At 67.6% G+C, this 24,369-nt stretch carries 19 protein-coding genes and 1 pseudogene; 8 read left to right on the forward strand and 12 right to left on the reverse strand.

Annotated elements, in window-relative coordinates:
- Positions 1–2 precede the first annotated feature (2 nt).
- Together ACFQDH_RS04285 and ACFQDH_RS04290 are read left to right on the forward strand one after the other, a co-directional pair.
- Positions 3–317 carry a hypothetical protein gene (locus ACFQDH_RS04285; protein ID WP_382398800.1) on the forward strand — a complete coding sequence of 105 codons (315 nt, stop codon included), beginning with the start codon at positions 3–5 and terminating at the stop codon, positions 315–317.
- Positions 318–588: 271 nt separating this feature from the next.
- Positions 589–1,872, forward strand: a complete 1,284-nt coding sequence (locus tag ACFQDH_RS04290) for an aminoacyl--tRNA ligase-related protein (RefSeq protein WP_382398802.1) — start codon at positions 589–591, stop codon at positions 1,870–1,872.
- A 5-nt stretch (positions 1,873–1,877) separates the two neighbouring features.
- On the opposite strand, the gene ACFQDH_RS04295 is transcribed toward ACFQDH_RS04290, so the two are convergent.
- From ACFQDH_RS04295 to ACFQDH_RS04305, 3 genes are read right to left on the reverse strand one after another with little or no spacing between them, the layout of a single operon-like run.
- The gene (locus tag ACFQDH_RS04295; protein ID WP_382398804.1) at positions 1,878–2,564 is read right to left on the reverse strand and encodes an ABC transporter ATP-binding protein; all 687 of its coding nucleotides are present in this window, start codon (positions 2,562–2,564) and stop codon (positions 1,878–1,880) included.
- A 14-nt stretch (positions 2,565–2,578) separates the two neighbouring features.
- Entirely contained in the window at positions 2,579–2,941 is a 363-nt protein-coding gene (locus ACFQDH_RS04300) for an FtsX-like permease family protein (protein ID WP_382398806.1), read from the reverse strand.
- A 2-nt stretch (positions 2,942–2,943) separates the two neighbouring features.
- Positions 2,944–3,663 carry an ABC transporter permease gene (locus ACFQDH_RS04305; protein ID WP_382398808.1) on the reverse strand — a complete coding sequence of 240 codons (720 nt, stop codon included), beginning with the start codon at positions 3,661–3,663 and terminating at the stop codon, positions 2,944–2,946.
- A gap of 160 nt (positions 3,664–3,823) precedes the next feature.
- On the opposite strand from ACFQDH_RS04305, the gene ACFQDH_RS04310 reads away from it, so the two are divergent.
- Positions 3,824–5,038 (forward strand): sensor histidine kinase, encoded by a 1,215-nt coding sequence (locus ACFQDH_RS04310; RefSeq protein WP_382398810.1) that lies wholly within the window; start codon positions 3,824–3,826, stop codon positions 5,036–5,038.
- The gene (locus tag ACFQDH_RS04315) at positions 5,035–5,655 is read left to right on the forward strand and encodes a response regulator (RefSeq protein ID WP_382398812.1); all 621 of its coding nucleotides are present in this window, start codon (positions 5,035–5,037) and stop codon (positions 5,653–5,655) included. Before ACFQDH_RS04310 ends, ACFQDH_RS04315 begins: the two co-directional genes overlap by 4 nt.
- A 274-nt stretch (positions 5,656–5,929) precedes the next feature.
- Here ACFQDH_RS04315 and recD read toward each other — a convergent pair whose 3' ends face one another.
- Genes recD through recC form a run of 3 tightly spaced genes read right to left on the reverse strand, consistent with a single transcriptional unit; the run spans position 5,930 to position 14,638 of the window.
- Complete coding sequence (gene recD, locus ACFQDH_RS04320) at positions 5,930–7,738, reverse strand: exodeoxyribonuclease V subunit alpha (protein ID WP_382398814.1); 1,809 nt, start codon at positions 7,736–7,738, stop codon at positions 5,930–5,932.
- Positions 7,725–11,183, reverse strand: coding sequence for a UvrD-helicase domain-containing protein (locus tag ACFQDH_RS04325; RefSeq protein WP_382398816.1), 3,459 nt, complete (start codon positions 11,181–11,183; stop codon positions 7,725–7,727). Before ACFQDH_RS04325 ends, recD begins: the two co-directional genes overlap by 14 nt.
- The gene (gene recC / locus ACFQDH_RS04330) at positions 11,180–14,638 is read right to left on the reverse strand and encodes an exodeoxyribonuclease V subunit gamma (RefSeq protein ID WP_382398818.1); all 3,459 of its coding nucleotides are present in this window, start codon (positions 14,636–14,638) and stop codon (positions 11,180–11,182) included. The genes ACFQDH_RS04325 and recC overlap by 4 nt, the downstream gene beginning before the upstream one ends.
- Before the next feature lie 51 nt (positions 14,639–14,689).
- Between recC and ACFQDH_RS04335 the strand changes: the two genes are divergently transcribed.
- The 3 genes from ACFQDH_RS04335 (at position 14,690) to ACFQDH_RS04345 (ending at position 17,364) form a co-directional block, all read left to right on the forward strand.
- The gene (locus ACFQDH_RS04335) at positions 14,690–14,980 is read left to right on the forward strand and encodes an Rv0909 family putative TA system antitoxin (protein WP_382398820.1); all 291 of its coding nucleotides are present in this window, start codon (positions 14,690–14,692) and stop codon (positions 14,978–14,980) included.
- 137 nt (positions 14,981–15,117) lie between these two features.
- Positions 15,118–16,614, forward strand: a complete 1,497-nt coding sequence (locus ACFQDH_RS04340; RefSeq protein WP_465253890.1) for a DHA2 family efflux MFS transporter permease subunit — start codon at positions 15,118–15,120, stop codon at positions 16,612–16,614.
- 69 nt (positions 16,615–16,683) lie between these two features.
- Positions 16,684–17,364 (forward strand): class I SAM-dependent methyltransferase, encoded by a 681-nt coding sequence (locus tag ACFQDH_RS04345; RefSeq protein ID WP_382398822.1) that lies wholly within the window; start codon positions 16,684–16,686, stop codon positions 17,362–17,364.
- Positions 17,365–17,399: 35 nt separating this feature from the next.
- Here the strand turns inward: ACFQDH_RS04345 and ACFQDH_RS04350 are convergent, their stop codons facing one another.
- On the reverse strand, positions 17,400–18,932 hold the full coding sequence (locus ACFQDH_RS04350; RefSeq protein ID WP_382398824.1) for a M1 family aminopeptidase: 1,533 nt from the start codon (positions 18,930–18,932) through the stop codon (positions 17,400–17,402).
- Positions 18,933–19,047: 115 nt separating this feature from the next.
- Between ACFQDH_RS04350 and ACFQDH_RS04355 the strand changes: the two genes are divergently transcribed.
- Entirely contained in the window at positions 19,048–19,428 is a 381-nt protein-coding gene (locus ACFQDH_RS04355) for a DUF1304 domain-containing protein (protein WP_382398826.1), read from the forward strand.
- Between the two features lie 184 nt (positions 19,429–19,612).
- Here the strand turns inward: ACFQDH_RS04355 and ald are convergent, their stop codons facing one another.
- The 5 genes and pseudogenes from ald to ACFQDH_RS04380 form a co-directional block, all read right to left on the reverse strand.
- A complete protein-coding gene (gene ald, locus ACFQDH_RS04360; RefSeq protein ID WP_382398828.1) occupies positions 19,613–20,728 on the reverse strand; it encodes an alanine dehydrogenase in 1,116 nt (371 codons plus the stop codon).
- Positions 20,729–20,810: 82 nt separating this feature from the next.
- Positions 20,811–21,599 carry an ABC-2 transporter permease gene (locus tag ACFQDH_RS04365; RefSeq protein WP_382398830.1) on the reverse strand — a complete coding sequence of 263 codons (789 nt, stop codon included), beginning with the start codon at positions 21,597–21,599 and terminating at the stop codon, positions 20,811–20,813.
- 62 nt (positions 21,600–21,661) lie between these two features.
- Positions 21,662–22,332, reverse strand: a pseudogene (locus ACFQDH_RS04370) (ATP-binding cassette domain-containing protein); the annotation flags it as partial.
- Between the two features lie 211 nt (positions 22,333–22,543).
- Positions 22,544–23,200, reverse strand: coding sequence for a response regulator transcription factor (locus ACFQDH_RS04375; RefSeq protein ID WP_382404805.1), 657 nt, complete (start codon positions 23,198–23,200; stop codon positions 22,544–22,546).
- Positions 23,197–24,351, reverse strand: coding sequence for a sensor histidine kinase (locus ACFQDH_RS04380; protein ID WP_382398832.1), 1,155 nt, complete (start codon positions 24,349–24,351; stop codon positions 23,197–23,199). The genes ACFQDH_RS04375 and ACFQDH_RS04380 overlap by 4 nt, the downstream gene beginning before the upstream one ends.
- Between the last annotated feature and the right edge of the window lie 18 nt (positions 24,352–24,369).

A 24,369-nucleotide genomic window follows, 5' to 3' on the forward strand; every position in this document is an offset into this window, starting at 1 on the left:
GCATGGCTCTTCGCAAAGCAACCGACGTCCAGACCGCACCCCTCGCAGCCCTCGGACTGCTAGGCGGTTTCCTCGCTGCCCGCGAGACCGGCATCCGTCCGCTCGGTGGTGTGGTGCTCGGCGCCGCGGGTGTGTATGCCGGTCGTACGTGGCTGGCCAAGTCTGGTCCGATCGGCACTGCTGCGCTCAGCGCGATCTACCTCGGGTCGTTCGGCGCTTCGCATCCGCTCGCCAAGAAGATCGGCGCCTGGCCGTCGGTGTTCACCGCAGCTGCGGTCAGCGCCGGTGCGGCATACCTCGTGGCGGACCGGGCCTGACTGCCCGCAAGCCTGACGGCGTGATTGACCATTGACGGTCGAATTAGGCCGTCACTGGTCAATCGCGCCGTCAGAGTGCGACAAAGAGGATGCGACGCGACAGTCGATCCCCTTACACTCACCCTCATGTATGACGCACAGCGGACGACGACGCCGGATCCCTCCGGCTGCGCCGTGCTGCACTGAACCACCTGCACATCAACGCCCCGGAGTCACCTCCGGGGCGTTTTTCGTGCCGCAGGTGACTTCGGGCCACACATCCGAGGATGCCATGAATTCACCTGAAAATGAACCACATTCACGCCACGATCATCGCGAGCTGGGTCGAGATCTGGACCTTTTCGCCGGCGACCCGATCGTCGGGTCCGGGCTGCCGTTGTGGCTGCCCGCCGGGTCGGTGATCCGTGACGAGTTGGAGCGCCTGGCCCGTGACATCGCCCGGGCCGACGGCTGTGTCAGCGTGCACACCCCGGTGCTGGGCAAGCGCGCACTCTTCGAAAAGTCCGGCCACTGGGCCAAATTCGCCGACGACATGTTTCCCCCGATGGCGTTGAGCGACGAGTTGCCCGGTGATCAATTGGTGTTGCGGCCGGCGAACTGCCCGCACCACGCGATGATCTACGCCTCTCGGCAACGCTCTTACCGCGAATTACCCATCCGGCTCAACGAACTCGCGCCGATGTTCCGTGCCGAGCGTTCCGGCGTGGTGTCCGGGCTGACCCGGGTTCGGCAGATCAACCTGGACGACACCCACGTCTTCTGCCGGCCGGACCAGGTCGCGGACGAGGCCGAAAGTGCCCTGCGTTCAGCGCTTTACGCGCAGCGGGTGCTCGGCCTGGCCGTCGACTACGTCCGACTGTCGCTGCCGGACGACGGTCCCGGCTACCTCGGCGACCCTGCGGTGTGGGCCGACGCGGGCGAAGCGTTGCGGCGGGCCGCCGTCGCGGTCGATCTGGCGTCATACGGGCTGGAGGTGGTGGAGGCGCCGGGGGAGGCCGCGTTCTACGGCCCGAAGCTGGACCTGCAGGTGATCGATGGCAACGGGCACGAAGAAACCATCGCGACCGTGCAGCTGGATTTCGTGCAGCCACAGCGCTTCAACCTCGTGTATGACGGGCCGCACGACCGCAAGGAACAGGTGGTGATGATCCACCGCGGCACCGTCGGGTCGATGGAGCGGGTGACCGCCGCACTTCTTGAGCGGTATGACGGGCGTATGCCGTTGTGGCTCAACCCGATCCAGCTGTCCGTGTTGCCGGTGTCGGAGTCGGTGGATGCGATCTCACGGGAGTTCGTCGACACCTTGGTGGCACGGGGCCTGCGCGCGCAATTGGACGCTGCCGGATCGCTGGGGGCGCGGATCCGGAACGCCCGTGCGCGCCGCGACTACGCGTTCGCGGTGATCGGTGACGCCGAAGCGGCCGACGGCTCGGTACAGGTGAATGACGTCTTCGCGGGCTACCGCGGATCACTGCCACGGGAGGACGTCGCCGACATACTCGCCGACGCGTATGCTGCCCGCTCCGCTCCGACCTGGCCGAAACCTGCCGAATGACGGCATCAGTGGGTGAGCTGCTCCACTGCCAGCTTCCCGTCGACCAAACGCACAACCTCGTCATCCGGCGAGAGGGTGCCGAGGTCGTGCGTGACCACCAGCGTGCCGAGGCTTCGCTCGGTGGTGAGGTTGCGCAGCAGGTCGATGATCGCAACGCCTCGCTCGTGGTCGAGCGCCGAGGTCGGCTCGTCCACCAGCAGCAGCTTGGGGTCGCCCATCAGCGCCCGGGCAATGCCGACCCGTTGCCGCTGCCCACCGGACAGCGCCGACGGACGCTTGTGCATGACGCTGCCCAGGCCGACCTCGTTGAGTAGCTCCTTCGCGTGCTCCGTGGTGGCCTTCGAGCGGTCACCGTCCAAGCGCGCGGCCATCTGCAGTTGCTCAAGCGCCGTCAACGATCCGAGCAGGTGCGGTTGTTGGAAGACGAAGCCGATGTCGCTGCGCCGCAGGTCGGTTCGCGTATTCGCCTTGTCGCCCGTGACGTCCTGGCCGCCGAGGCGCACCGTGCCCGCGGTCGGGGTGAGCAGCAGCCCGGCGACGGCCAACAGGGTGGACTTTCCGGACCCGGACGGGCCGGTGACCGCAAGGAACTCCCCGAGTGCAAGGTTCAGTGAGACGTCGCGGAGCGCGTAGGTCCAGCCCTCCCCATCGCGGAATCGCACTGTCACCTGGTCGATTTCGAGCGCGTGCATGTTCGTTCCTTTCGTCATCGCGCACCTGCAAGAGCTGTCATCGGGTCGACGGTCACTACTCGCCGGAGTGCTGTGGTCGCGCCGAGTAGGCCGACAGCGATCATCAGTCCGAACGGGACGGCGACGGTGGACAGGTCAATCACGACCGGTACCTGCCCGCGGACCGCGAGGCCGAGTGCAAGCGCGGCCGCGGTGCCGATACCGCCGCCGATCAGCAGGGTCAGCAACGCCTGCCCCAGTGCGTCCCGCAGCAGGTAGGCCGTGCGGGCGCCGATCGCCTTGAGCACCGCGAGGTCACCTTCGCGCTGCACCGTCCAGACCGTGAAGAACGCGCCGATCACCAGGGCGGAGATCGCGATCAGCAGACCGCGGATCATCGTCAGCGAGCCGTTCTCGGCGGAGTAGGACCCGATCGCCGACAGCGAGCCGGCGCGTGACTCCGCGACGAGGCCTGTTGCCTTGTCGAAGGACTGTGGGTTGAAGCCGTTCGTCGTCTGCAGCGCGAGCACACTGCCCTGCCCTCCGGCTGCGCCCCCGTCTGCAACCACAGGGACCGTGGCACCCACACCACCGGAATGTGACTGAACGAGGCGTTGTCCACGACCTTCGCGACGCGGAGCGTCTTGCCGTTGACCGAGATCGAGTCGCCGACCTGCATCGTGTGGTCCTTCACGAGTTCACTGCTGACCACGGCGCTGTCCGGGCCGAGCCCCGACGGTGCGACGGCAGCCTTCGGGTCGACCCCGAAGAGAGTCGCCGGCGCGGGCGTGGAGCCAACCGTGACCCGGGTCGTGCTGATGCCGATGGGATCCGCGGCGCTCACGCCCGGCTGCGTCTTGGCCTTCTGCAGCGCGGCATCCGTGATCCGGCTGGTCGACATCGAGAGCGTCTCGCCCGACGCCGGTCGCTCCATCGCGATCTGGTCCGCGCGCAGCGAAGTGATCGCCGACGTGCTCTGCCTGCCGAGGCCTTCGGTGAGACCGCTCAGCATGACCACCAGCAGGGTGATCAGCGCGATCGCACCCGCCATCAACGCGAAACGGCCGCGTGCCCACCACAGATCCCTGATTGCCAGGAACAACGTCTTCTCCTTCGTCACGGTCCAAAACTTGTTGTCTTCAGTCCATCGCGTATCCCCTTCCAGCACATCGGGAGAACGGTGGAACCGGGAAGCCCGCTTCGATGGACCCGCGACTCAATCGATCGATGGATGCGCCGCAGGCGACATACAGGTGCCTGATCCCATAGCGTCGGGGGTGATGCTCGAAGACCACGCCCCGACGTCCGGCGCACCGGTAATTCGCACCTTGCAAATGGCCATGCACGGGCTGTTCGTGGTGCTACTGGTGATCGGCACGATTCGTGGCGTCCAGGAGTCGGGTCATCCGTTCTGGCTACTGTCCGGATGCCTGGCTCTCTTCGCCTGGTACTTGCTCGGCCTGGCCCTCACGCCCGGTCACGTCGGCGACCATCGATCGTCGGTCGGACGGGTCTGGTTCGTCGTCCTCTTCGTCGGCTGGGCGGCGCTCCTGCTGGCCAGCGCCGACCTGATCTGGGTCGTCTTCGCGCTGTTCTTCCTCGGCCTGCACCTGTTGCCCCGATGGGCCGGGATCGCTGGCGTCGTCGTCGGCACGACGCTGGTGATCTTCGCCCAGTTGCGCCTCCCGGACACGGCGACGGTGCCCTCGATCCTCGGGCCGGTGCTCGGCGCACTGGTCGCGGTCGGGATCTCCTGGATCTACTCCGGGCTGCGGCGGGAGAACGAACGACGACGTGCCTTGAATGCCGAACTCGTTGCGACACAAGAGGATCTGGTGGCCACCCACGATGCGTTGGACGGTGCACAACGGGAGTCCGGTGTGCTGGCCGAGCGAGCCCGCATCGCTCGTGACGTGCACGACACCGTCGCGCAGGGTTTCTCCAGCATCCTGCTGCTGTCCCGTGCCGGGCTGGCCGGCGACCCCGACCCTGAGCGACTGGTCCAGGTGCTGCGCCAGATCGAGGAGTCGGCGGCGACCGGCCTGGGCGATGTGCGGACCGTTGTGCACGCGCTCACCCCCACGGATCTCGAGCGGTCACCGCTGTCCGCAGCGCTGCAACGACTCGCTGACCGGCAGGAGGGAGCGCTTGCCGTGCGGCTGGTGGTCGACGGCGCCGAGCGGCCGCTGCCCACCGCGATCGAGGCGGCGCTACTGCGAGTCGCGCAGGGTGCGTTGTCCAATGTCCGCCAGCACGCTCAGGCGGCACACGCAGTCATCACCCTCGGGTTCGGTGACGAAATCTCGCTCGACATCACCGACGACGGCGTCGGTTTCGACACCACTGCCGAGGTCGTCCCGAGTCCGGCCGGCGGCTTCGGGCTGCGCGCCATACGAGAGCGGGCGCGGGATGCCGGCGGTCACGCCTCGGTCGAGTCGTCGCCCGGCGAGGGGACCAGTGTGCACGTGCAGGTCCCGACCGGAGGTCCGCGATGACCAGAGTGTTGCTCGTCGACGACCACCCCGTGGTGCGCACCGGGCTGCGAATGTTGTTGACCACCGCAGGGATCGAGGTCGTCGCGGAGGCTGCCAATGGCCAGGACGCTGTGCGACTGGCGGAGGAGTGTGACGTCGATGTCGTGCTGATGGACCTGCAGATGGGCGCCGGGATCGACGGCGTCGCCGCCACCGAGCTGGTGCTGGCGAAGCCGGACGCTCCGCGGGTGCTGATCCTGACGACATACGACACCGACCAGGACATCCTGCGCGCGGTGGAGGCGGGGGCGTCGGGCTACCTCCTGAAGGACGCACCGCCGGACGACCTGGTCGACGCGGTCCATCGAGCGGCCCGCGGCGAGACCGTGCTTGCCCCGGTCGTCGCTGATCGATTGCTGGCACGGCTGCGAAACCCCGCGCCAACGTTGAGTGCTCGTGAACTGGAGGTCTTGCGGCAGGTCGCGCAGGGGCGCTCCAACCGCGAGGTCGCCAAGACGCTCTTCGTCAGTGAGGCAACGGTGAAGACGCACTTGGTGCACGTCTTCGAGAAGCTGGGCGCCGACTCGCGGACCGGTGCCGTGGCGCGTGCTCGGGAGCTGGGGCTGCTCCGGGACTGAGTGGCGCTGGGGTCGGTGACATGCCAAGCGCGTCCGGCATACGACGACGCGTTTGGCATGGTCGGAGCTCGGCCGAAACTTTGCCCAGGGCCAAGCGCGCGTCATAGAACGCGATGGGCATGGCGCTGGCGGGGCGGAAAGGTTGTGCCATGCCAAGCGCGTGCACGGCATGGGTCAGCGCGATCGGCATGGTCTGGGCGCGACCGGGAATTTGCGCAGGGCCAAACGCGCGCCATACGACGCGCTTGGCATGGCGCCGACGGGCGGCGAGGTGCTATTTCTCGAGGCGCTGACGCAAGCCGGTCGCTCGGCGGATCTGCGCGTTGACGGCGGCGCGGACGGTTTCCTCACTGCCGACGATCGTGACGTGCCGCTGGGCCCGGGTGACCGCGGTGTAGAGGAGTTCCCTTGTCAGCAAAGGGGATTCCTCCTGAGGCAACAGGACGGTAACCTCGACTGCCTCGCTGCCCTGGCTCTTGTGGATGGTCATCGCGTGCATGGTCTCGATGTCCGACAAGCGGCTGGCGGCGATCGGCACCGGTCCGGCGGCCGTGCCGATCTGTGCGACGGCACGACTGCCGCCGCCCATGACGACGCCACTGTCGCCGTTGTGCACGCCCAACGCGTAGTCGTTGCGGGTGACCAGGATGGGCCGACCGACATACATCGGCTCCCAGAGCGGGTCGCCGGTCGCCTCGGAAAGCCATTCGTCGACCAGCCTGTTCCAATAGCGCACCCCGCGCGGGCCGGTACGTTGTGCGCAGACCAGCCGGTGCTCGCCGAGCACGGTGAGCGCGCCCTCGGCGTCCCCGGCAGTGGCCCGGTCACGAAGGCGCAGCGCGTGCTCCAGCAGTTGCCCACGCAGCTCCGGTCTCGGGTCGTCATCCTCGAGCCAGCTGACCGCCGCGCCACCGAGACGCAGCAAGTCGGTCACGTCATCGGCCCGACCCTCGCGTATGGCGGAGGCCAGCGCGCCGATCTCGGAGTCGAAGCGGTGCGAGGTGGCCAGTCGACAGACGGTGCTCGGCGCCAGCTGCTGATAGCCGTCAACAAGGTCCGCCATCACGGCACCTGCATCGACTGAAGCGAGCTGGTCGGCGTCACCGACCAGGACCAGCCGGCTGGTGGCCCGTGTCGCACGCAGCAGTCGGGCCATCATCGTCAGCGCGACCATCGACGTCTCGTCGACGACGATCAGATCATGCGGCATACGATTGGTCTCGTTGAAGCGAATCTTGTTGCTGCTGCGGGAATTCCAGCCCAGCAGCCGATGCAGGGTCATCGCATCGAGGTCCTGGAGCCGCGCCGCATCTGCGGGACTGAGCTGCGCAGCCGCCTGGGTGATCGACTCCTTGAGCCGGGCGGCGGCCTTACCGGTGGGGGCGGCGAGCGCGATGCGCATCGGGCGGGTGTGTCCCGACGCTTCCCATTGCTCGCCGAGCAGCACCAGCAGTCGGGCGATAGTACTGGTCTTGCCGGTGCCGGGGCCACCGGTCAGGACTGTCGTCCATTGCCGCACAGCGCTGTCGGCGGCGGCTCGTTGCTCGGCATACGCCTCGCCGACGAAGAGCCGAGCGAGTCCGGTTTGGAGGATCGCGGAGTCGACGACCGGTGGGTCCTGCGCTGCGCGACTCCGCAGGATGTCTGCGACGCGGACCTCTTCTCGGTGGTAGCGGTCGAGGTAGATGAGACCGAATTCGACTCGTAGCACTCCGGATCGGAGCAGCGTGCTCGCCTGCACCGCGCGCAGCCAGGCGTCGGCGTCAGTTGGCCAGAGGTCGAGCAAGTCCTGTTGTGTCTCGTCGTCAGTCTCGTCGGAGTCGGGACCTCGAGACGCTCCTTCGTCGCTCGTCGGCCACCTGGGGTCGAGGGCTTCGTGCAGGTCGAGGCAGATCGAGCCACGGCGGACCGCCCGAACGGCGAGCGCGAGAGCGAGCGTGACCGACGAATCAGACTCTCCTGCAATGCTGCTCAGCTCCCGCGCGACGTGCACGTCCGCAGGCTCGAGAATGCCGGCTTGGTTGGCGATGGCAAGCACACCCTCGGCGTGCCGGACCACGCGCACGTCGTCATCGATCGTCATCACGCACCGCCTTCTCCGTCGAGCAGGTCGGACAGCTCAATGACCAGCGCTGTCGGTGGACTCCAGGAGAAGACACCGGTCGGATTGCCGTCCACCACAGGGGATTCCGGGCCCGCCATACCTCGCAGGTAGAGGTAGAGCACGCCACCGAGGTGTCGCTCCGGGTCATAGTCGGGCAGCCGCCAGCGCAGGTAGCGGTGCAACGTCGCGGCATACAGCAGTGCCTGCAGTGGATAGTCGGAGTGCCCCATTGCGGCCGCGAGCGGCTCGGGTCCGTAGGCAGAGAGCAGCAAGGGTTCGTCGGCCGGACCGAGCCAGTTGGTCTTGTAGTCAGCAACCAGGTAGCGCTCACCGACGCGCAACACCACATCGATCGACCCGGTGAGGTAACCACGCAGCACCTGCCCACCCAGCTCCTCGTGGTCGAGCAGATCAGCATACGGGAGCAGCGGATCACCGGCCGGCAGATGCCGACGGAGTATGGCGGCCAACTGGCCCAGACGCACGCGCTCGGTGCCGTCCCGCGCGCCCAGCGGCAGCTCAAAGTCCAGCTCTGCCAACTTGTCTCGACCCACCGCGCGCAAGGTGACCGAGTCGGCCAATGGCCCGAGAGGGTGTCGTAGACCGCGACGAGCGCTTCGACCAGGGTGGCGATGTCGACGTTGACCGGCCACAGCACCAGTTGCTCGCGGACCCGATCGGTCAGCTCTGCCGTCAGGTCGGATGCCGTCGCGTCGGCGGTCTCGAGGACGGCGTGGACCAGGGAGCCGAACGTCGCACCGACCGGCAGCTCGGCCATGGGAGATGGCCCATCGAGCGGACCGCGGTCTGATCTCGATACGTGGGCTCGTTCCTCACCCACTACTCGATCCGCTTGCGCGGCTCGTTCCTCCGGCACTCGACCAGCTTGGTTGACTACTTGATCCGCTTGCGCGGCTCGTTCCTCACCGCTGCTCAACCCGATTTCCAGGATGGTCTCGTCCGTCTTGACGTCGGCGTCGGGCTCACTGCTGACGCCGTCGGTGGGCATCGTCTCGAGCACTCGGCTCAGCGCGGAATACGAGGTGCGGCGCCAGTCCTCGTCAATCACCCGCGTGAACCTGCGGATCGCGAGATTGGTTGCTGCCACTGCGGATCGGACTGGATCTGCGCCGGCCTTGGTGACCTTCTCCCACTGCGGACCACCCACGTCGGTCCAGCGTTGCAGGAGCGCCGCCGCTTGCTCGGAGGTGCGCTGGCCGCGTGAGTCGGCGACCACGCCTGCGGCGGTCGGTGCTGCCGGGTCGCGGTCGATCAGCATGCGGTGGATCGCCGAGTCCGGTGTGTTGTATGACGGCCCCCACCACGCCACCACCTGCGACTTCGCGCGAGTGAGTGCGACATACAGCAGGCGGAGCGACTCCCCGGCGTCCTCCCGACGGGCCAGTGCGCCGGTCTCCTTGTCCGGACGACCGACGTAGATCGACCGCTGCGGCGGCTCGCCCGGTGCGTGGAAGAGCGGGTTGTCGTCCTCGCTGACCCACCGGTCGGCGACGAACGGCAAGTAGACAACGGGGAATTCGAGCCCCTTGCTGCCGTGGATCGTCAGCAGCTGCACGGCTTGCGCGTCACTGTCGAGACGACGTGCGCGAGCATCACCGGACGCGGGCCGGTCCTGCTCGGCCTGCTCCCGCAACCAGGCCAACAGAGCGGGCAACCCGCTGGCCCGGTCCATCGACACCGCATGCAACGCCTCCGCGATGTGCCGAAGGTCGGTCAACTCACGCTCGCCGCCGATCTCGGCAAGCACACGCGCCGGCAGCCCGTCGATGTTGCAGATCTCGAAAACGGCTGCGATGCCTCGGTGTTCATAAACCAGAGCGAGCCGCCGCAGCTTCTCGGTGACTTCCTCAGTGACGCCCTCTGGGTCAGCATCGAGTTGTGCGGCGGTCTTGCCGACGAAGGGCGTCAACGCTGCAGCACGCACCCGAGGCGAGCGATGCGGCTGGTCCAACGCTTCCAGCAGGGTTCGCCAGGACTGTGCGGCGCGAGTGCGGAAGACGCTGCCGGCACCGGTCAGCACCGCGGGGACCCCGACGTCGCGCAACTGCTGCTGCATCAGCGCCAGGTGGTCGTTGCGGGAGGCCAACACCGCGATGTCACTGGGTTCGATCGGTCGCACATGTCCCGAATCGTCATATGTGGCAGCGGAGTTGAGCAACCGAGCTATGTCGTGGGCGGCGTCCTGTGCGGCGCGCTCGCGGTATGCCGCTGTGCGGATCGCGTCGTCCCTGGTCAGCTGCGATCGGCTGACCTGATCGGTGCCCAGCAGCCGGATCCGGAAGGGCGCCGGGTCGGGAGCCCCGACGAGACGGCTCTCGGTGTGGCTCGCGACGACCGGGTGCACCAGGATGTCGGGGTCACCGAGCGCCGCGCCGCTCAGGAAGTGACCGAGCGACTCGACGAGTGGGGCGTCGGAGCGCCAGTTGGTGCCGAGCGTCCGACGCACGCCTGCGGTGCGCGCGGCTTGCAGATAGGTCGTGACGTCGCCGCCGCGGAAGGCGTAGATCGCCTGCTTCGGGTCGCCGATCAGCACCATCGCGGCGTGTCCACGGAAAGCCCGATCGAAGACCTCCCACTGCACGGGATCGGTGTCCTGGAACTCGTCGATCAGCACGACTTTCCACTGTCGCCGGAGGCGTTGCCGCGCCGGGCCGTCTTCGTCGCGCAAGGCATCGGCGACCTGGGAGAGCAGGTCGTCGTAGGTCAGCAGACCGAGTCGACGCTTGCGGCGGGCCAGCTCAGCACGGACCGCATGCGCGAAGCCGACCTTGCGTGCCGCGGCCGACCCGGGCTTCGGGTTCGTCGGCACCAGGTGCGCGCTCGGGTCGCCGGCAACCGTGCGGGCGATCCGGCGGGCGTCGGCGAGGCTGAACTCCGCGGGACCTTGTTGCCGGGCGAAGCCGCGTAGGTAGAGGTCGTCGACGACCTCCATCAGCAGGTCGTCGACATCCTCGACCAGCGTCGCTCCGGCGTCGGTGTCACCGGCGATGCCCAGCCCCCGCAGCACCTGGTGGCAGAACTGGTGAATGGTCGCGATCGTCGCTTCGTCGAACGCGGCGAGGGCATCACGCACCCGGCGCGCGCGGGCGACACGCTCGACCGGATCGACGGCGATGAGCGTTGCGAGCAGCGGGTCGGTCGGTATGGCGTCAGGGTCGTCCAGTGCCTCGACGCACGCGACCAGTTGTTCGCGGACGCGCTCGCGCAGCTCCCGGGACGCTGCCCTGCCGAAGGTGACCACCAGCAGCTCGTCGAGCGTGTGCACGCCCTCCGCGACGTAGCGCGTCACCAGGGCGGCGATCGTCCACGTCTTGCCGGTGCCCGCGCTCGCCTCGAGCACTGTCGTGCCGGTCGGCAACGGTCCGTGTATGTCGAAGGGCTCGTCGAGCAATGGGGTGATCATGAGGTGTGGGCGCCTTGCTGCTGGAGGAGCGGGCTCCACACGCGCAACGCGTATTGACCCAGCCGACTGGTGGCGGCGTTCCACGTCTCGTCGTCCTCGGGCCGCTCGGCCAGCAGGTCGGCGAAGGGAAGCGTGCCGCCATACAGGAGTTGCTGCGCGGGCTGATCGCCGTCGCCGGGGAAGCGCCGCTCACCGAATCCGCTGCTGTCCCACTTGTTTTGGGCGGCTTCGGCGGCGAAGCGTTCGTTGCCGGGACGCTGTGTCAGCTTCTCGGCATACGCCAGGGAAGTGTTGAGCGCCAACGGGATCGGGCCGCACATGCCTCGGTCGTAGACGTCGACCAGCTCGGCCAAATGGCGGGTCGCGGTCTCTTGGTCGAGGCCGCCGGCCAGGTAGTAGCCCGCTTGCCGATTGGCACCGCCACGCAACCATCCGGCGACCGCCGCCTGCCAGGGCCGGTCGGGAGCGGCCGATGCGAGAGCGAGCAGCGTCAACCATGACTGCAGCCGCTGCTTGGCGCGCAATGTGGAATAGGTGATCGCGAGATGCACGTCGCCGCGCAGGTCGCCGACGGTGCCGGTGACCCGTCGCCCGTCGGGCAGCCGCGCGTCGAGGTCGATGCTGGAGGTCTCCCGAACCAGCAAGGGCACCACAGGTCCGCGAAGCGCAGTCACTCCGGTGATCGTCTTGCGCAGGACTTCGTCACCCAGTGCCCCAGGAGGTATGGCGCCGCGGAGTCGCTCCATCCGGGTGATGTCGTCCGGCGCGGTGCCGACCAGTGACTCCTGCAGCGCCCGATCGCCGATCTGCCAGGACTGCAGTCCGTCGAGCGTGATCGGCATCGCATCGCCGGTCTCCTGCTCTTCGTAGGGCAGCGCCACATCGAGGCGGCGCCGCACGAAATGCGCTGCAGGGTCTGCAAAGAAGCGTGCAAGGTCAGCGAAGTTCACGTCGTCGGCAGGTTGCGGCGGCAGGGGCCCGGTCAGCAGCCGCGGGTCCGCCGGGCGCTGGTGCTGCGCCGCGCGAGCGCCGACGAGGGCGGTGCGGTCGAAGCTGAACGGCCCGGCAGCGCCCAACGCACCCGCCACGAGATTGCGCGCGTCGAAGGGCTGCAGCGGATGCCGCACCACGACGTCACGGCCTTCCGGCCAGGTGACGCACCTGCGAGCGGCGTCGATCAGCTCGCCCAGCGGCGCGGCCGGCGGGTGCTCGGCACCGGTGTGCTCGCCGGCGCCGGTGTAGGTCACCACCAGGTGATCTGTCGCGGCCAGCACGGCATCCAACAACAACTGGCGGTCCTCACTGCGCGGATCGCGCTCACCGGTCAACGGAGTGCGGGCGAGCACGTCGTCACCGTCAATCCCGTTGCTACGTGGGAAGACTCCGTCGTCGAGACCTAGCAGGCAGATGACGCGGTGCGGCACCGAGCGCATCGGCAACATGGTGCACACCGTGATGGTGCCGGTGCGGAAGTTGGCCCGTGTCGCGCGACCTTCGAGTCGCGACCGCAACAGCTCCCGGACATCGCTGACCCGCAGCGCAGTGCCACCGGCCGCCATACTGCGGACGAGCTGCAGCTCCCGGTCGAATTGCGCCTGTTGCCAGGTGGTTTCGTGCGAGACCGCACCGAGACCGGAAACGCCGGCGGCCAGGGCCACCATCCACTCGTCGGCAGTGCGGGCAGCGAGCAGCGCGTCGAGGGAGCCGCCGATGCGGTCGATCAGCTCGGCGAACCGGCCGATCAGGTCGATGTCGCCGCTCTCGACGTCGTCGACCGGCAGCACCTCACCGAGGGCCGCGCCTCCGGCGGAGCCCATGGTCACGCCGAGCAGCAGCCGTCGCAGGCCGAACCGCCAGGTGTTCTGGTCGATATCTGCCAGCTCGAACCGCCGCCGGTGATCGCCGTCCAGACCCCATCGGATCTGCGCCTCGTCGATCCATTCGGAGATGCGCTCCAGGTCCTCCTCGTCGAGACCGAATCTCCGGCGCACCGGCTCCCTGGCGATGAGTGCCCGCAGATCGCTCACCCGAAGGCGACCGACCGCGAAATCGACCAAATCAGAAGCTATTTCGAAGAGTGGGTTGACCCGGGCGAGCGAGCGGTCGGCGAGCTTGACCCGCAATGTGTGAGCGGGATGGCCGACCGAGGACGTCGGACCCGACTGCTCCCGCAGTCCGAAGGCTGCCTGGATCAGTGGCGTGTAGCTCTCGATGTCAGGGCACATCACCAGGATGTCGCGCGGCTCCAGCGTCGGGTCGTCCTGCAGCAGGCCGGTCAGCACTTCGCGGAGCACTTCGACCTGGCGTGCGGTTCCGTGGCACGCGTGAACCTGCAGCGAGCGGTCCTCGGGCGCGGCCAGCCGCTGGCGCCGAATCTCCTTGTCCGGCAAGGAGTTGCGATGGATGTCACGTTGCAACAGCCCGAGCACCGTCGTCGGTGCGAGCGGCCCCTCCTCCGCCTCGGTGTGGTCCTCCGCCACGGGCAGGCCGCGTTGCAACTCCCGCGCATCGCGTCCGAGTGAGGCGAGCAACGGGTGTCGTACCAGCTCTGCGCTGTCGTCGTCGACTCGTGCCACCGCTCCTGAAGGTATGCCGGAGGCAGCCTCCCACAGTGCGTCCGACGGCTGCGGCAGCCACAGGTGCACGTCCCGATGTATGGCGAGCGCCTCCAGCAACTCCAACTCGGTGACTGGCATCCGGGTGTGCCCGAAGAACGAAATGCGTGGCGGCAGTGCGGCATTCGGCGCCGGGTCCTGCCCCGCACGAAGCGTCTCCACCGTGCGCGCATGGCGTTGGTCCGGTGTCGGCTCAGGGATTGCGCCGACCAGCAGCTGCCACAGTTTCGCCTGCCACACGAGGTCCGGGTCGAGCATCGACCCGCGAATGCCGTCGGTCAGTTGCCCCGCACCCCACGCCGTGAGCAGGCTCGGCCGCTGGGCGGCATACGAGGTGAAGAGCCCCGCCACGCGGCGCGCGACGGCATACCGGCGACCGGTCTTGTGCCCGTCGGGGTCGTCGGCGGCGCCGTGTCCGAGATGGCCGGCGAGGGTGCGACACCACGGCTCGTCGAGATGTGCGTCGATCTGCTCCAGCAGTGGCCAGACGAGTCGGTCGGGATGCCACGGGTCGTCCCGCTCCCGCCCGGTCAGCAGCGCCACCAGCGAGTATGGCGCGACGAACCGCACCCCTGCGCAGATGCCGTCACCACCACGCGGGCCGACACCGAGCCGATTGGACAGCGACTGGGCCAGCCACCGCTCGACACCGCGCGTCGGCACGATGACCAGCTCCTGCGCGAACGGGTCCTGCAGAGGGTCGATCAGCAGCCGCGCGAGCCCTCGGCCAGCGCGTCGGTGCGCTCGGCACGGTGCAGGATCAACGTCACGGGCACGACTGTATGTCGCCGGACCGACGCCCGGGTGTCGCACCGCACGAAGGAACCGACCTTGCGACATCGGCGTTGGGGATCAATAGTTGAAGGAGTCCAGACAGCAAGGAGACCGACCGTGCCGAACACTGACGATTTCAAGAAGAACGCCGGGGACGCCGCCCAGCAGGCCAAGGAGAAGGCCGGCAAGTTGGCACACGACAACCGCGACAAGTTCGCCGGCGTGCTCGGCAAGCTGACCTCGAAGATCGACGAGAAGACGCAGGGCAAATACCACGACAAGCTCGAGAAGGCCCAGGACGCGGCGCTCAAGGGCGCCGACAAGCTGGCCGAGCAGCGCCCCGACGCGGGCGATGGCGAGGCACCGACTCCGCCGGCTCCTGGCCAGACACCGCCGCCCGGCGTCTGAGCGACGCGAGTGTGAAGCGCCCTTCCGGTCACGCCGGAAGGGCGCTTCGCTGTCAGTGGGGCGACCTAAGCTGGTGTCCTTCTCCGATCCGCCAACCGGACCGGATCCCAGCCTCGAAGGACACACCCTCAGTGGAGTTGCAGCAGGTCAATCCATGGCGTGCGTTGATCGCGCTGTGCGTCGGGTTCTTCATGATCCTGGTCGACTCGACGATCGTCTCGGTCGCCACGCCCGCCATACAGCACGGCCTGCACACCGACATCAACAGCGCGGTCTGGGTGACCAGCGCCTACTTGCTCGCGTATGCCGTGCCCCTGCTGGTCACCGGCCGCCTGGGCGACCGGTTCGGACCACGCCGGCTCTACCTGATCGGCCTTGCCGTCTTCACGTTGTCCTCACTGTGGTGCGGGCTGACGGGCAGCATCGGCATGCTGATCGCGGCGCGTGTCGTGCAGGGTTTCGGCGCGGCCCTGATGACGCCGCAGACGATGTCGGTGATCACGCGGACCTTCCCCGGCGAGCGGCGCGGTCAGGCGATGAGCTTGTGGGGGGCGGTCGCGGGCGTCGCGACGCTCGTCGGTCCGGTGCTCGGCGGCGTCATCACCGAGAACTGGGGCTGGGAGTGGATCTTCTACGTCAACGTCCCGGTCGGTGTCATCGGCTTCGCACTGGCGTGGTGGCTGGTGCCGACGCTGCCGGTGCACACGCACAGCTTCGACTGGGTCGGCGTCGCACTGAGCGGTGCCGGTCTCTTCTGCCTCGTCTTCGGGATCCAGGAGGGCGAGTCCTATCACTGGGGCACCATGTGGGGAGTCGTCTCCGTGCCGGCACTCATCGTGGTCGGCGTGGCGCTGATGGTGGTCTTCGTCTGGTGGCAGTCGCGGATCAAGGCCGACCCGCTGGTGCCGCTCGTGCTTTTCAAGGACCGCAATTTCAGCCTGGCCAATGTCGCGATCTGTGTGGTCGGTTTCGTCATCACCTCGTTCGCGCTGCCGATGATGATCTATGCGCAGGTGGTGCGCGGACTGTCGCCGATCGAGTCCGGGCTGCTGTTCGTGCCGATGGCGATCCTTGCCGCCATACTTTCGCCGGTGGTGGGGCACCTGGTCGACCGCTACCACCCACGGCTCATCGCCGGCTTCGGGCTGACCTGCCTGGCCGTCGGGCTCTTCTGGCTGGGCACCGCGATCGGTCCGGACACCCCCACCTGGCAACTGATCCTGCCGCTGATCGTGCTCGGCCTGGCCAATGGCTTCATGTGGTCGCCGATCTCGGTGACCGCCACCCGCACGCTGCCACCGCAGCGCGCGGGCGCGGGGTCCGGCGTCTACAACATGACCCGGCAGATGGGTGCGGTGATCGGCAGCGCCGCCATCGCCGCGGTGATGCAGGCGAGACTGGCGCACCACCTCGGCAGCTCGGCCGGTGACTTCTCCGCGACGCGCGGCGGCACCACGCAAGTGCATCTACCGCCTGCGGTGGCAGAGGGTTTCGCGCGCGCGATGGGCGAGGCGATCTACCTGCCGGCCGCCGTCGCGGTCCTCGCAATCGCTGCAGCGCTCTTCTTCCGCAACCCGCACAAGCCGCGCACGATGCCGGAGCAGCCGAAGGAGCAGGCCACGGCCATCAACTGACAGGACATCAGACTTGCCATTTTGGCAACACAGATTGCCAATAGGGCGCAATCTTGCGACGCTGTTCCTATGCATACACACGCCGACGACGCGGCTCACGCCCACGACCACTCCACTGCCGGCAAGGCCGACGACCCGGATTACTTCGAAGCCTCCGCCTGGGAGGACCGGTATGACGGCGCGGAGTCCGTGTGGAGCGGCAAGCCCAACCCGCAACTGGTGGCCGAGGCCAGCAAGCTGCAGCCGGGCAGCGCGCTGGACGTCGGCTGCGGCGAGGGCGGCGACGTCATCTGGCTCGCCCAACAGGGGTGGCAGGTCACCGGCGCCGACTTCTCCGCCAAGGGGCTAGTACGCGCCGCACAGCATGCCGAGCAGGCCGGGGTCACCGATCGCACCGACTGGTGGCAGGTCGATGCCCGAGAGTTCGAGGCCGCCGGTCGCTCCTACGACCTGGTCACCAGCCACTTCCTGCACCTGCCGGACGGCCGCATGGTCGAAGCCGTCGGTCGCCTGGCCGGTGCGGTGAACCCCGGCGGCCACCTGCTCGTCGTCGGGCACTCCCCGGCAGCGCACTTCGCGGAGTTGTCCGAGAGCAAGCGCCGCGCGATGTTCCTGGCGAAGGACCTGGTGCCCGGCCTCCCGGACGATTTCGAAGTGGTTGTGGCGGAGCAGCGGCCCCGCTCGGTCGTCCGCGACGGGCGGACCATCGACATCGACGACTCGACCCTTCTCGCCCGCCGTCGGGCCTGAGCCGCCGTGCCGAGTGACCGGGCGGGGCGGCGGCGTCAGGGCTGCTTCGACAGTGGAGCCGGGGTCTTCTGCGCTGTCAGCCAGTTGGTGATGTAGGGGCCGGCCTTCGGGCCGAGTGATTTGCTCATGTATGCCGCAAACTTCGTCCGGTCGCTGTTGCCGTACTTCGCAGTCGCCGGCCAGCCCCTCAGTGCAACGTCGAATTTCGTTCTGCCATAAGCGGTTTCCAGGTTGTGCAGGAGCAAGGCACCGGAGAGATAGACGTTGAGGTCGCCGAAGTCACCCTTCCGGTAGGCGCCCGGAGGGCCCTGGGTGTCGCGCATCCGCTGGTCGAGGACCGCCTGCATCTCGGCATACGTGCCCCAGTCCATCGGCATCTTGGCGGCCTCCATGTAGCGAAATTCGACATACATGGTGAGGCTCTCGTTGAGCCACATGTCCTTCCAGTCGCTCGGGGTGATCTCGTCGCCGAACCATTGGTGGACCAGCTCGTGCACGATGTCCCCCTCCGACTCGGCCAACGTCGGCTTCGAGAGCGCCTCGCTGAAGGTCGGGAGCGTCTGCGTCTCCATCCCCGAATTACCAGGCACCAGAAGGTAACCGGCGCTGGCGAACGGATACGGGCCGAGCAACTTCTCGATCCAGGCCAGGTACTGCGGCGTCTTGCGTGCGAGCTTCAGGGTCGGAGCGTTCGGGTTGGCGTACCAGTAGTTGATCGGGAGGTTGTGCGGACCCTGCACGACCTCGTGCTTGTACTTCCCGAACGCGATCGTCGTCAGGTATGACGCTGCCGGCTTGTCCAGGTGGAACGCCGTCGTCGTGTCCTTGCCGGTGACGGTGGTGGACGTGACCTGACCGTTGAAGACGCCTTGCTGCCCGTCGTGCGCGGTGAGTCTCGCGTCGTAGTAGGCCTTGTCGGCGGGCTGGTCACTCGTGGGATACCAGGTGAACGCTCCGAAGGGTTCCTGGAATGCCCACACCTGACCGTTCTTGCCGATGTGGAAACCGTCCTTCTGCACATCGGATCGTTCAGCCGGCTCCTGGATGAGGGCGGGCCTCCCGGCATACGTGATGGCAACCTCGTGCTTCGAATTCGCTTTGATGGCACCACTGTTGACAATCACGCTGTTGCCCGAGCGGCTCGCGGGCACCGTCTTGCCGTCGAGCACCACCTTGCTGACCCGCATCGGCGAGCCGAGCTCGAAGCGCACGCTCTGGCGGTCGGTGGTGACCCGGAAGTCGATCGTCGCCGTCCCGGACAGCCTCTTGCTCGTCGGCTGCCAGTCGAGGTCGAGTTGGTAGTGGAGCGTGTCGAGGTAGGGCACGCCGTGCTGCGGGTAATAACTGTCCGGCTTCGGGTCCGAGCGCGCCAGCGGGTATGACGCCGTCGTGCCTTCCGGGGTCGTGTCGGACGGCGGGCTCGACGCGGACCCCGAGCCGGACGCAGTGCCCGATGTCCGGGACGACGGCGCATCGGACGACGAGCCCGTCGCGGCCGTGCCGCTCTGACACCCGGTCAGCGCGACGATCGCAGTTGCGGCAACGACAGCAGTGAGTCCCCTACGCATGGCTTTCCCCTTTGAACGATGCACGGCACCCCGCCCGCACGACTTCGAATCTTGCACAACCACAGAGACGCTTCAAGCACCGCTTTCGTTGCCCACCGACCCCTAAGCTCTCGCCATGGTGATCGTCGCGTCCGTGCTGCTGGTGCTCGCTGCCCTGCTGCACGTCTACATCTTCTGGCTCGAGTCCTTCGCGTGGACCGCTCCGCGCACCCGTGCCACCTTCGGGGTGAGCGCCGAACAGGCCGAGCAGACAAAGCCGTTGGCCTTCAACCAGGGGTTCTACAACCTTTTCCTGGCGATAGTCGTCCTGGTCGCCGTCGTCCTGCGCGGCACCGGTCCGCACGCCGCGTCGGTGGCGCTTGCCATCGCCGGTGCCGGCTCGATGGTGGCCGCGTCGCTCGTGCTCGTCGCGAGCGACCGGTCGAAGGCACGCGCCGCCGCCACGCAGGGCACCATCCCGGCGCTCGCCCTCATCGCCCTCGCGTTCGCCGGCTGATTGACCGGCATACCCCCGCATTGAGCGGCATGCGGATTCGGCTCGATTCCGTATGCCGCTCGATGCGTTGGTATGCCGGTCAATCTGGGGTGTGCGCGTTCGCCCGGTCTCGATACGCCGATCCTCGTCCCTCGGATCGGCTACTCGACCCGCTTGCGTGTGGGGTACTCGACCCGCAGATCGGCTACTCGACCAGCTTGGCCGGGTCGGTGTATTCCAGGCCGTGTGCTTGCGCCACCGGCTCGCACGTGATGTTGCCGGCATACGTGTTGAGGCCTAGTCCCAGCGCGTGGTCGTTGCGCAGCGCATCGCGCCAGCCCTGATTGGCCAGCCGGACGGCATACGGCAGCGTTGCGTTGGTCAGCGCCCAGGTGGACGTATTCGGCACTGCCCCAGGCATGTTCGCGACGCAGTAGAAGATGCTGCCGTGCACCTGGAACGTCGGGTCGGAGTGCGTGGTGGGGTGCGTGTCCTCGAAGCAGCCACCTTGGTCGACGGCGATGTCGACCAGGACCGAGCCCGGTTTCATGTTCGCCACCATCTCGTTGGTGACCAGCTTCGGCGCCCGAGCGCCGGGGATCAGCACCGACCCGATGACCAGGTCGGCTTTGAGCACCTGCTCGCGCACCGCCACGGTCGAGCTGGCGATCTGCCGGACCCGGTTGTCGTAGCGCCAGAACGTCATCCGCAGCTTCTCCAGGTCGGTGTCCAGCACCGTGACGTCCGCTCCCATGCCGAGCGCGATGTTGGCGGCGTTCTGTCCGGTCACACCGGCACCCAGCACGACGACCTTCGCGCTGGCGACACCACCGACGCCGCCCATCAGCACTCCGGAGCCACCTTGTGCCTTCAGCAGCGAGTGCGCCCCCACCTGCGGTGCGAGGCAGCCGGCGACCTCGCTCATCGGGTAGAGCAGCGGCAGCAACCCAGACGGCAATTGCACTGTCTCGTAAGCGATTCCGGTGACCTTGGTCCGAAGCAACTCACGCGTGAGCCGCTCGTCCGCGGCCAGGTGCAGGTAGGTGAAGAGCGTGAGATCCGCACGCAGGCGGTGATATTCCTCGGCGATCGGCTCCTTGACCTTCATCACCAGCTCCGCTTCACCCCACACGTCGTCTGCCGCATCAACGATCGTCGCGCCCTCGGCGATGTAGTCCTCGTCGGAGATCGAGCTGCCCTCACCGGCGCCGCGCTGCACCAGCACAACGTGGCCGTTGCGAACCAGTTCGTGGACGCCGACCGGAGTTATCCCGACCCGGTGTTCGTCTGCCTTGACCTCGGTGGGGACTCCGATCCTCATGACGTGTGCTCCTTCGTGCGCGGCTCTTTCGATCGGCCGGCGCGGGGGCGCCGACACTTTCGACGGTAGACCCGGCACTCCGTCAGGTGGTCTTCACCTCGGTCCGGCCGACCCGCCATACGCCGATCAACAGCGGCACCAGCACCCAGATCGAGAGGGCGACCAGCAGTTGCAACCAGCCGGTGCCGGTCATCTTGTCGTTGTAGAAGTTTCCGGTCGCCTCACTGAGATCGACCCATGCCTCAGCCGACTTCAGCCCGCTCACGGTGGCGAACACTGCACTCCACACGTTGGGCAGGACGTAGTAGACGACGATCGCGGCCGGGGTCACCAGCAGCGCCATACCGAACGCCATGCCCTCGACCAGCCCGATGAGCATCACCAAGGTGATGCCACCGAATCCGGAGACCCCGAAGGACCAGCTCCCGTCGCCGCCACGGATCGTGGCACCGAGCACGTTGCCCACGGCACAAGCCGCGAACATGATTGCGGTTGCTGCGATCCCGAGGCAGAGAGTCGCGACGAACTTCGCCACCAGAACCCGGCGGCGATGCGGCACGAGGGTGAAGGTGACCAGACCCGTGCGCTGACTCCACTCGCTCGTCATGGCCAGGATCCCCAGCGCCGGCAGCAGCATCTTCTCCGGTGTCGAGGAGAAGTCGACCAGTTTGTTGAAGGTGAGGTCCTTCGGCGAGAGGGCGAAGACCAGGACGACGATGACGATCGGGGTGATGGCAGCGATGGCGATCAGCAGCCAGCGACTCGCTCTCGTGTCGTACAGCTTGCGCAGCTCGGTGCGCACCAGTCGGCCGAACGGTATGCCGGCGTCGCGATCGGCAGCAGCCGGGGTGATCGTGGATACGGCGCTCATGATGAGACGTCCTCTCGTGCATCGTCTGCGGTCAGTCTCAGGAAGAGTTCTTCCAGGTCGCCGCCGGCGGCGGCGAGCAGCTGCGTCTTGCTGCCCGTGGTGACGACCCGACCGCGGCCGATGATCACCAAAGTGTCTGCAACTGCTTCGATCTCGCGCAGCAGATGGGAGGACAGCAATACCGCTCCACCCTCGTCGGCGAAGTTGCGCAGCAGGCCACGCATCCAATGAATGCCGGCCGGGTCGAGCCCGTTGGCCGGCTCGTCGAGCACCAGCACTTCGGGGTCGCCGAGCAACGCGACTCCGATCCCGAGACGCTGGCGCATGCCGAGGAGTACGTGCCGGTGCGCCGATCCGCCTCAGCCGCAGTCAGTCCGACGCGGTCGACCATGTCGGCCACGCAGTCGAGCGGCAGGCCCATCACCATCGCGCTCAGCCGCAGCACCTCACGGCCGGTTCGGCCGGCATGTTGCGCCGAAGCGTCGAGCAGCACACCGACGCGACGTCCTGGGTTGGGCAGGTCGACATACGGTCCGCCGAGGACCTGCGTGGTGCCTGACGTCGGTCGGGTAAGACCGACCAGCATACGCAGCGTGGTGGACTTCCCTGCACCGTTCGGACCGAGGAAGCCGGTGACCGAACCGTGCCGGACGGTGAACGACACATCATCGACAGCGCGGTGGGTTCCGTAGGTCTTGACGAGCCCCGAAACGTTGATTGCCGGCACGCTCATCGCGGCACCGCCCCTGCGTCACGCCATCCGTATGGCGCCCTCTTCCACGATCTGCTTCTCATGTCTCACTCCGATGTCTCGCGCTCCAACCGTGTTGGAAACTCACGAGATCCAGCCTCTGCGGAATCGCCTCTCACGTCGTCCGATTCCATGCGTATCTTCTGGATACGCGTTCCGGGCGACAGCACTACGTCAGCTGTTGAGGGACCAATTACGGAGCGACGAGCCCGGATTGGTATGCGAACACGACGAGTTGGGCACGATCACGGGCGTGCAGCTTCATCTTCGCCCGGCCGACATGGGTGCGTGCCGTCGCCGGACTCACGACCAACTCATCCGCGATCTCGTCGTTGGTCAGCCCCTGCGCAACGAGCGCGACGACCTCACGCTCCCGGTTGGTGAGCTCCTGCAGCTCCGGTGGGACAAGCGTCGGACGCTCCGGTCGTGCGACGAACTCCGCGATGAGCCGCCGTGTCACGCTCGGCGAGAGCAACGACTCCCCCGAGGCGAGTTCGCGCACTGCACGCACCAGATCAGCCGGCTGAGTGTGCTTGACGAGAAATCCGCTCGCTCCCGCACGCAATGCCTCGAAGACATACTCGTCCAGCTCGAACGTCGTCAGGATCAGCACCTTCACCTGCTCGAGCTCGGGCCGGGTGACGATCTGCCGAGTGGCCTCCAACCCATCCATGCCCGGCATCCGGATGTCCATCAGGACCACATCCGGCACCGTGGCCCTGGCCAGCTCCACGGCCCGTGCGCCGTCGTCCGCCTCGCCGACGATGGCGATGTCCTCCTCCGCGTCCAGGATCATCGCGAATCCGGCTCGTACCAAAGGCTGGTCGTCCGCCAGCAGGACACGGATCACGACGCCCGCCGCCATGTCGCGTGCACTGCGAATCCGCCGTGCTCCGTCGGCCCGGCGTCGAAGAGACCGCCGGTCGACGTGACGCGCTCGCGCATCCCGCGGATGCCGACGCCCGTGCCGTCGGTGCGGTCGAGCCGCTCCGGGCCGGCATCGACGACGTGCACCTCGATCTGAGCTCCGGGTCTCGCGCAGACGCGGACGTCCGCCTGCCGAGCGACCGAGTGGCGCAACACATTGGTCAGCGACTCCTGCACCACCCGATAGGCCGCGGTGCTGATCGACGGGGCCAGTTGCTGCGGCGGCGCATCAAGACTCAGCGTGACAGCGAGGCTTGACGCGGCAGCGCCGTCGACCAGCCGCGCGACGTCCCACAGCCCCGGCGTCGGGTCCCGGTCCGCGCTCTGGTCCTCCTCGCGCAGCACACTCAACATGACCGCGAGTTCGTCCAGCACCTCACCACTTGCCCGCTGTATGACGGCGAGCGCCTCTCCGGCAACTTCCGGCCGACGGGTCAGCACGTGCGCCGCCGCGCCGGCCTGCACGTTGATGGTCGCCATCGCATGGGCGACGCTGTCGTGCAGGTCCCGCGCGATCCGCAGCCGGTCCTCGGCGAGCCGCCGGGCGAACTCCTCCTCATGGCCCCGTTCGGTGGCGGCCGCCCGCGCACGCCGTTCGGTCAGATAGCGCCTGCGGCTGCGCACTGCTTCGCCGAGGAAGATCGCCGCGCCTCCCCAGCCGATGTAGAGGGCGGACTCCAGCAGGTTGCCTCTCCCGAACACGGCGGCGGTGATCGACAACGCGGTCATCATCCCGACGGCGCCGACGACCGCCGTTCGCCGGTTCGTGCGCCAGGCCAGCACCACCAGCACCACCCAGCCGGTGACCCAGATCGGACTGTTGGGGTAGTCGCGTGCGATGAACCCACAGAGTGCGAGTGTGACGGCGCCGGTCGCGGCGAGTGGCCAGCGCCGGCATACACCCATTGCGCTGCCCGCAATCGTCAGCAATACCAGAGCGATCCAGTCGATCCGGCGCGTGTGTGAGCCGACCGGGATGTGGCCGGACAGCACGATCATCACCGCGGTGACGAGCACCGCCACGGTGGCGTCGGTCGCCCAGCCCCGAGTGCGGAAAGCGGCGGGGAGCGTCATACCTCCATCGTCCGGCGA

Origin of the sequence: Flexivirga alba, from assembly GCF_042661025.1 — a bacterium.
Lineage (GTDB): Bacteria > Actinomycetota > Actinomycetes > Actinomycetales > Dermatophilaceae > Flexivirga > Flexivirga alba.

Bases quoted from the DNA above. Each gene is read 5' to 3' on its own strand.
- ACFQDH_RS04285 (WP_382398800.1), top strand. From the start codon at position 3: ATGGCTCTTCGCAAAGCAACCGACGTCCAGACCGCACCCCTCGCAGCC.
- ACFQDH_RS04350 (WP_382398824.1), bottom strand. From the start codon at position 18,932: ATGCGTAGGGGACTCACTGCTGTCGTTGCCGCAACTGCGATCGTCGCG.
- recD (WP_382398814.1), bottom strand. From the start codon at position 7,738: ATGACGATCGATGACGACGTGCGCGTGGTCCGGCACGCCGAGGGTGTG.
- ACFQDH_RS04380 (WP_382398832.1), bottom strand. From the start codon at position 24,351: ATGACGCTCCCCGCCGCTTTCCGCACTCGGGGCTGGGCGACCGACGCC.
- ACFQDH_RS04345 (WP_382398822.1), top strand. From the start codon at position 16,684: ATGCATACACACGCCGACGACGCGGCTCACGCCCACGACCACTCCACT.
- ACFQDH_RS04365 (WP_382398830.1), bottom strand. From the start codon at position 21,599: ATGAGCGCCGTATCCACGATCACCCCGGCTGCTGCCGATCGCGACGCC.
- ACFQDH_RS04315 (WP_382398812.1), top strand. From the start codon at position 5,035: ATGACCAGAGTGTTGCTCGTCGACGACCACCCCGTGGTGCGCACCGGG.
- ACFQDH_RS04355 (WP_382398826.1), top strand. From the start codon at position 19,048: ATGGTGATCGTCGCGTCCGTGCTGCTGGTGCTCGCTGCCCTGCTGCAC.
- ald (WP_382398828.1), bottom strand. From the start codon at position 20,728: ATGAGGATCGGAGTCCCCACCGAGGTCAAGGCAGACGAACACCGGGTC.
- ACFQDH_RS04310 (WP_382398810.1), top strand. From the start codon at position 3,824: ATGCTCGAAGACCACGCCCCGACGTCCGGCGCACCGGTAATTCGCACC.
- ACFQDH_RS04300 (WP_382398806.1), bottom strand. From the start codon at position 2,941: ATGATCCGCGGTCTGCTGATCGCGATCTCCGCCCTGGTGATCGGCGCG.
- recC (WP_382398818.1), bottom strand. From the start codon at position 14,638: ATGTCGCAAGGTCGGTTCCTTCGTGCGGTGCGACACCCGGGCGTCGGT.
- ACFQDH_RS04290 (WP_382398802.1), top strand. From the start codon at position 589: ATGAATTCACCTGAAAATGAACCACATTCACGCCACGATCATCGCGAG.
- ACFQDH_RS04295 (WP_382398804.1), bottom strand. From the start codon at position 2,564: ATGCACGCGCTCGAAATCGACCAGGTGACAGTGCGATTCCGCGATGGG.
- ACFQDH_RS04325 (WP_382398816.1), bottom strand. From the start codon at position 11,183: ATGATCACCCCATTGCTCGACGAGCCCTTCGACATACACGGACCGTTG.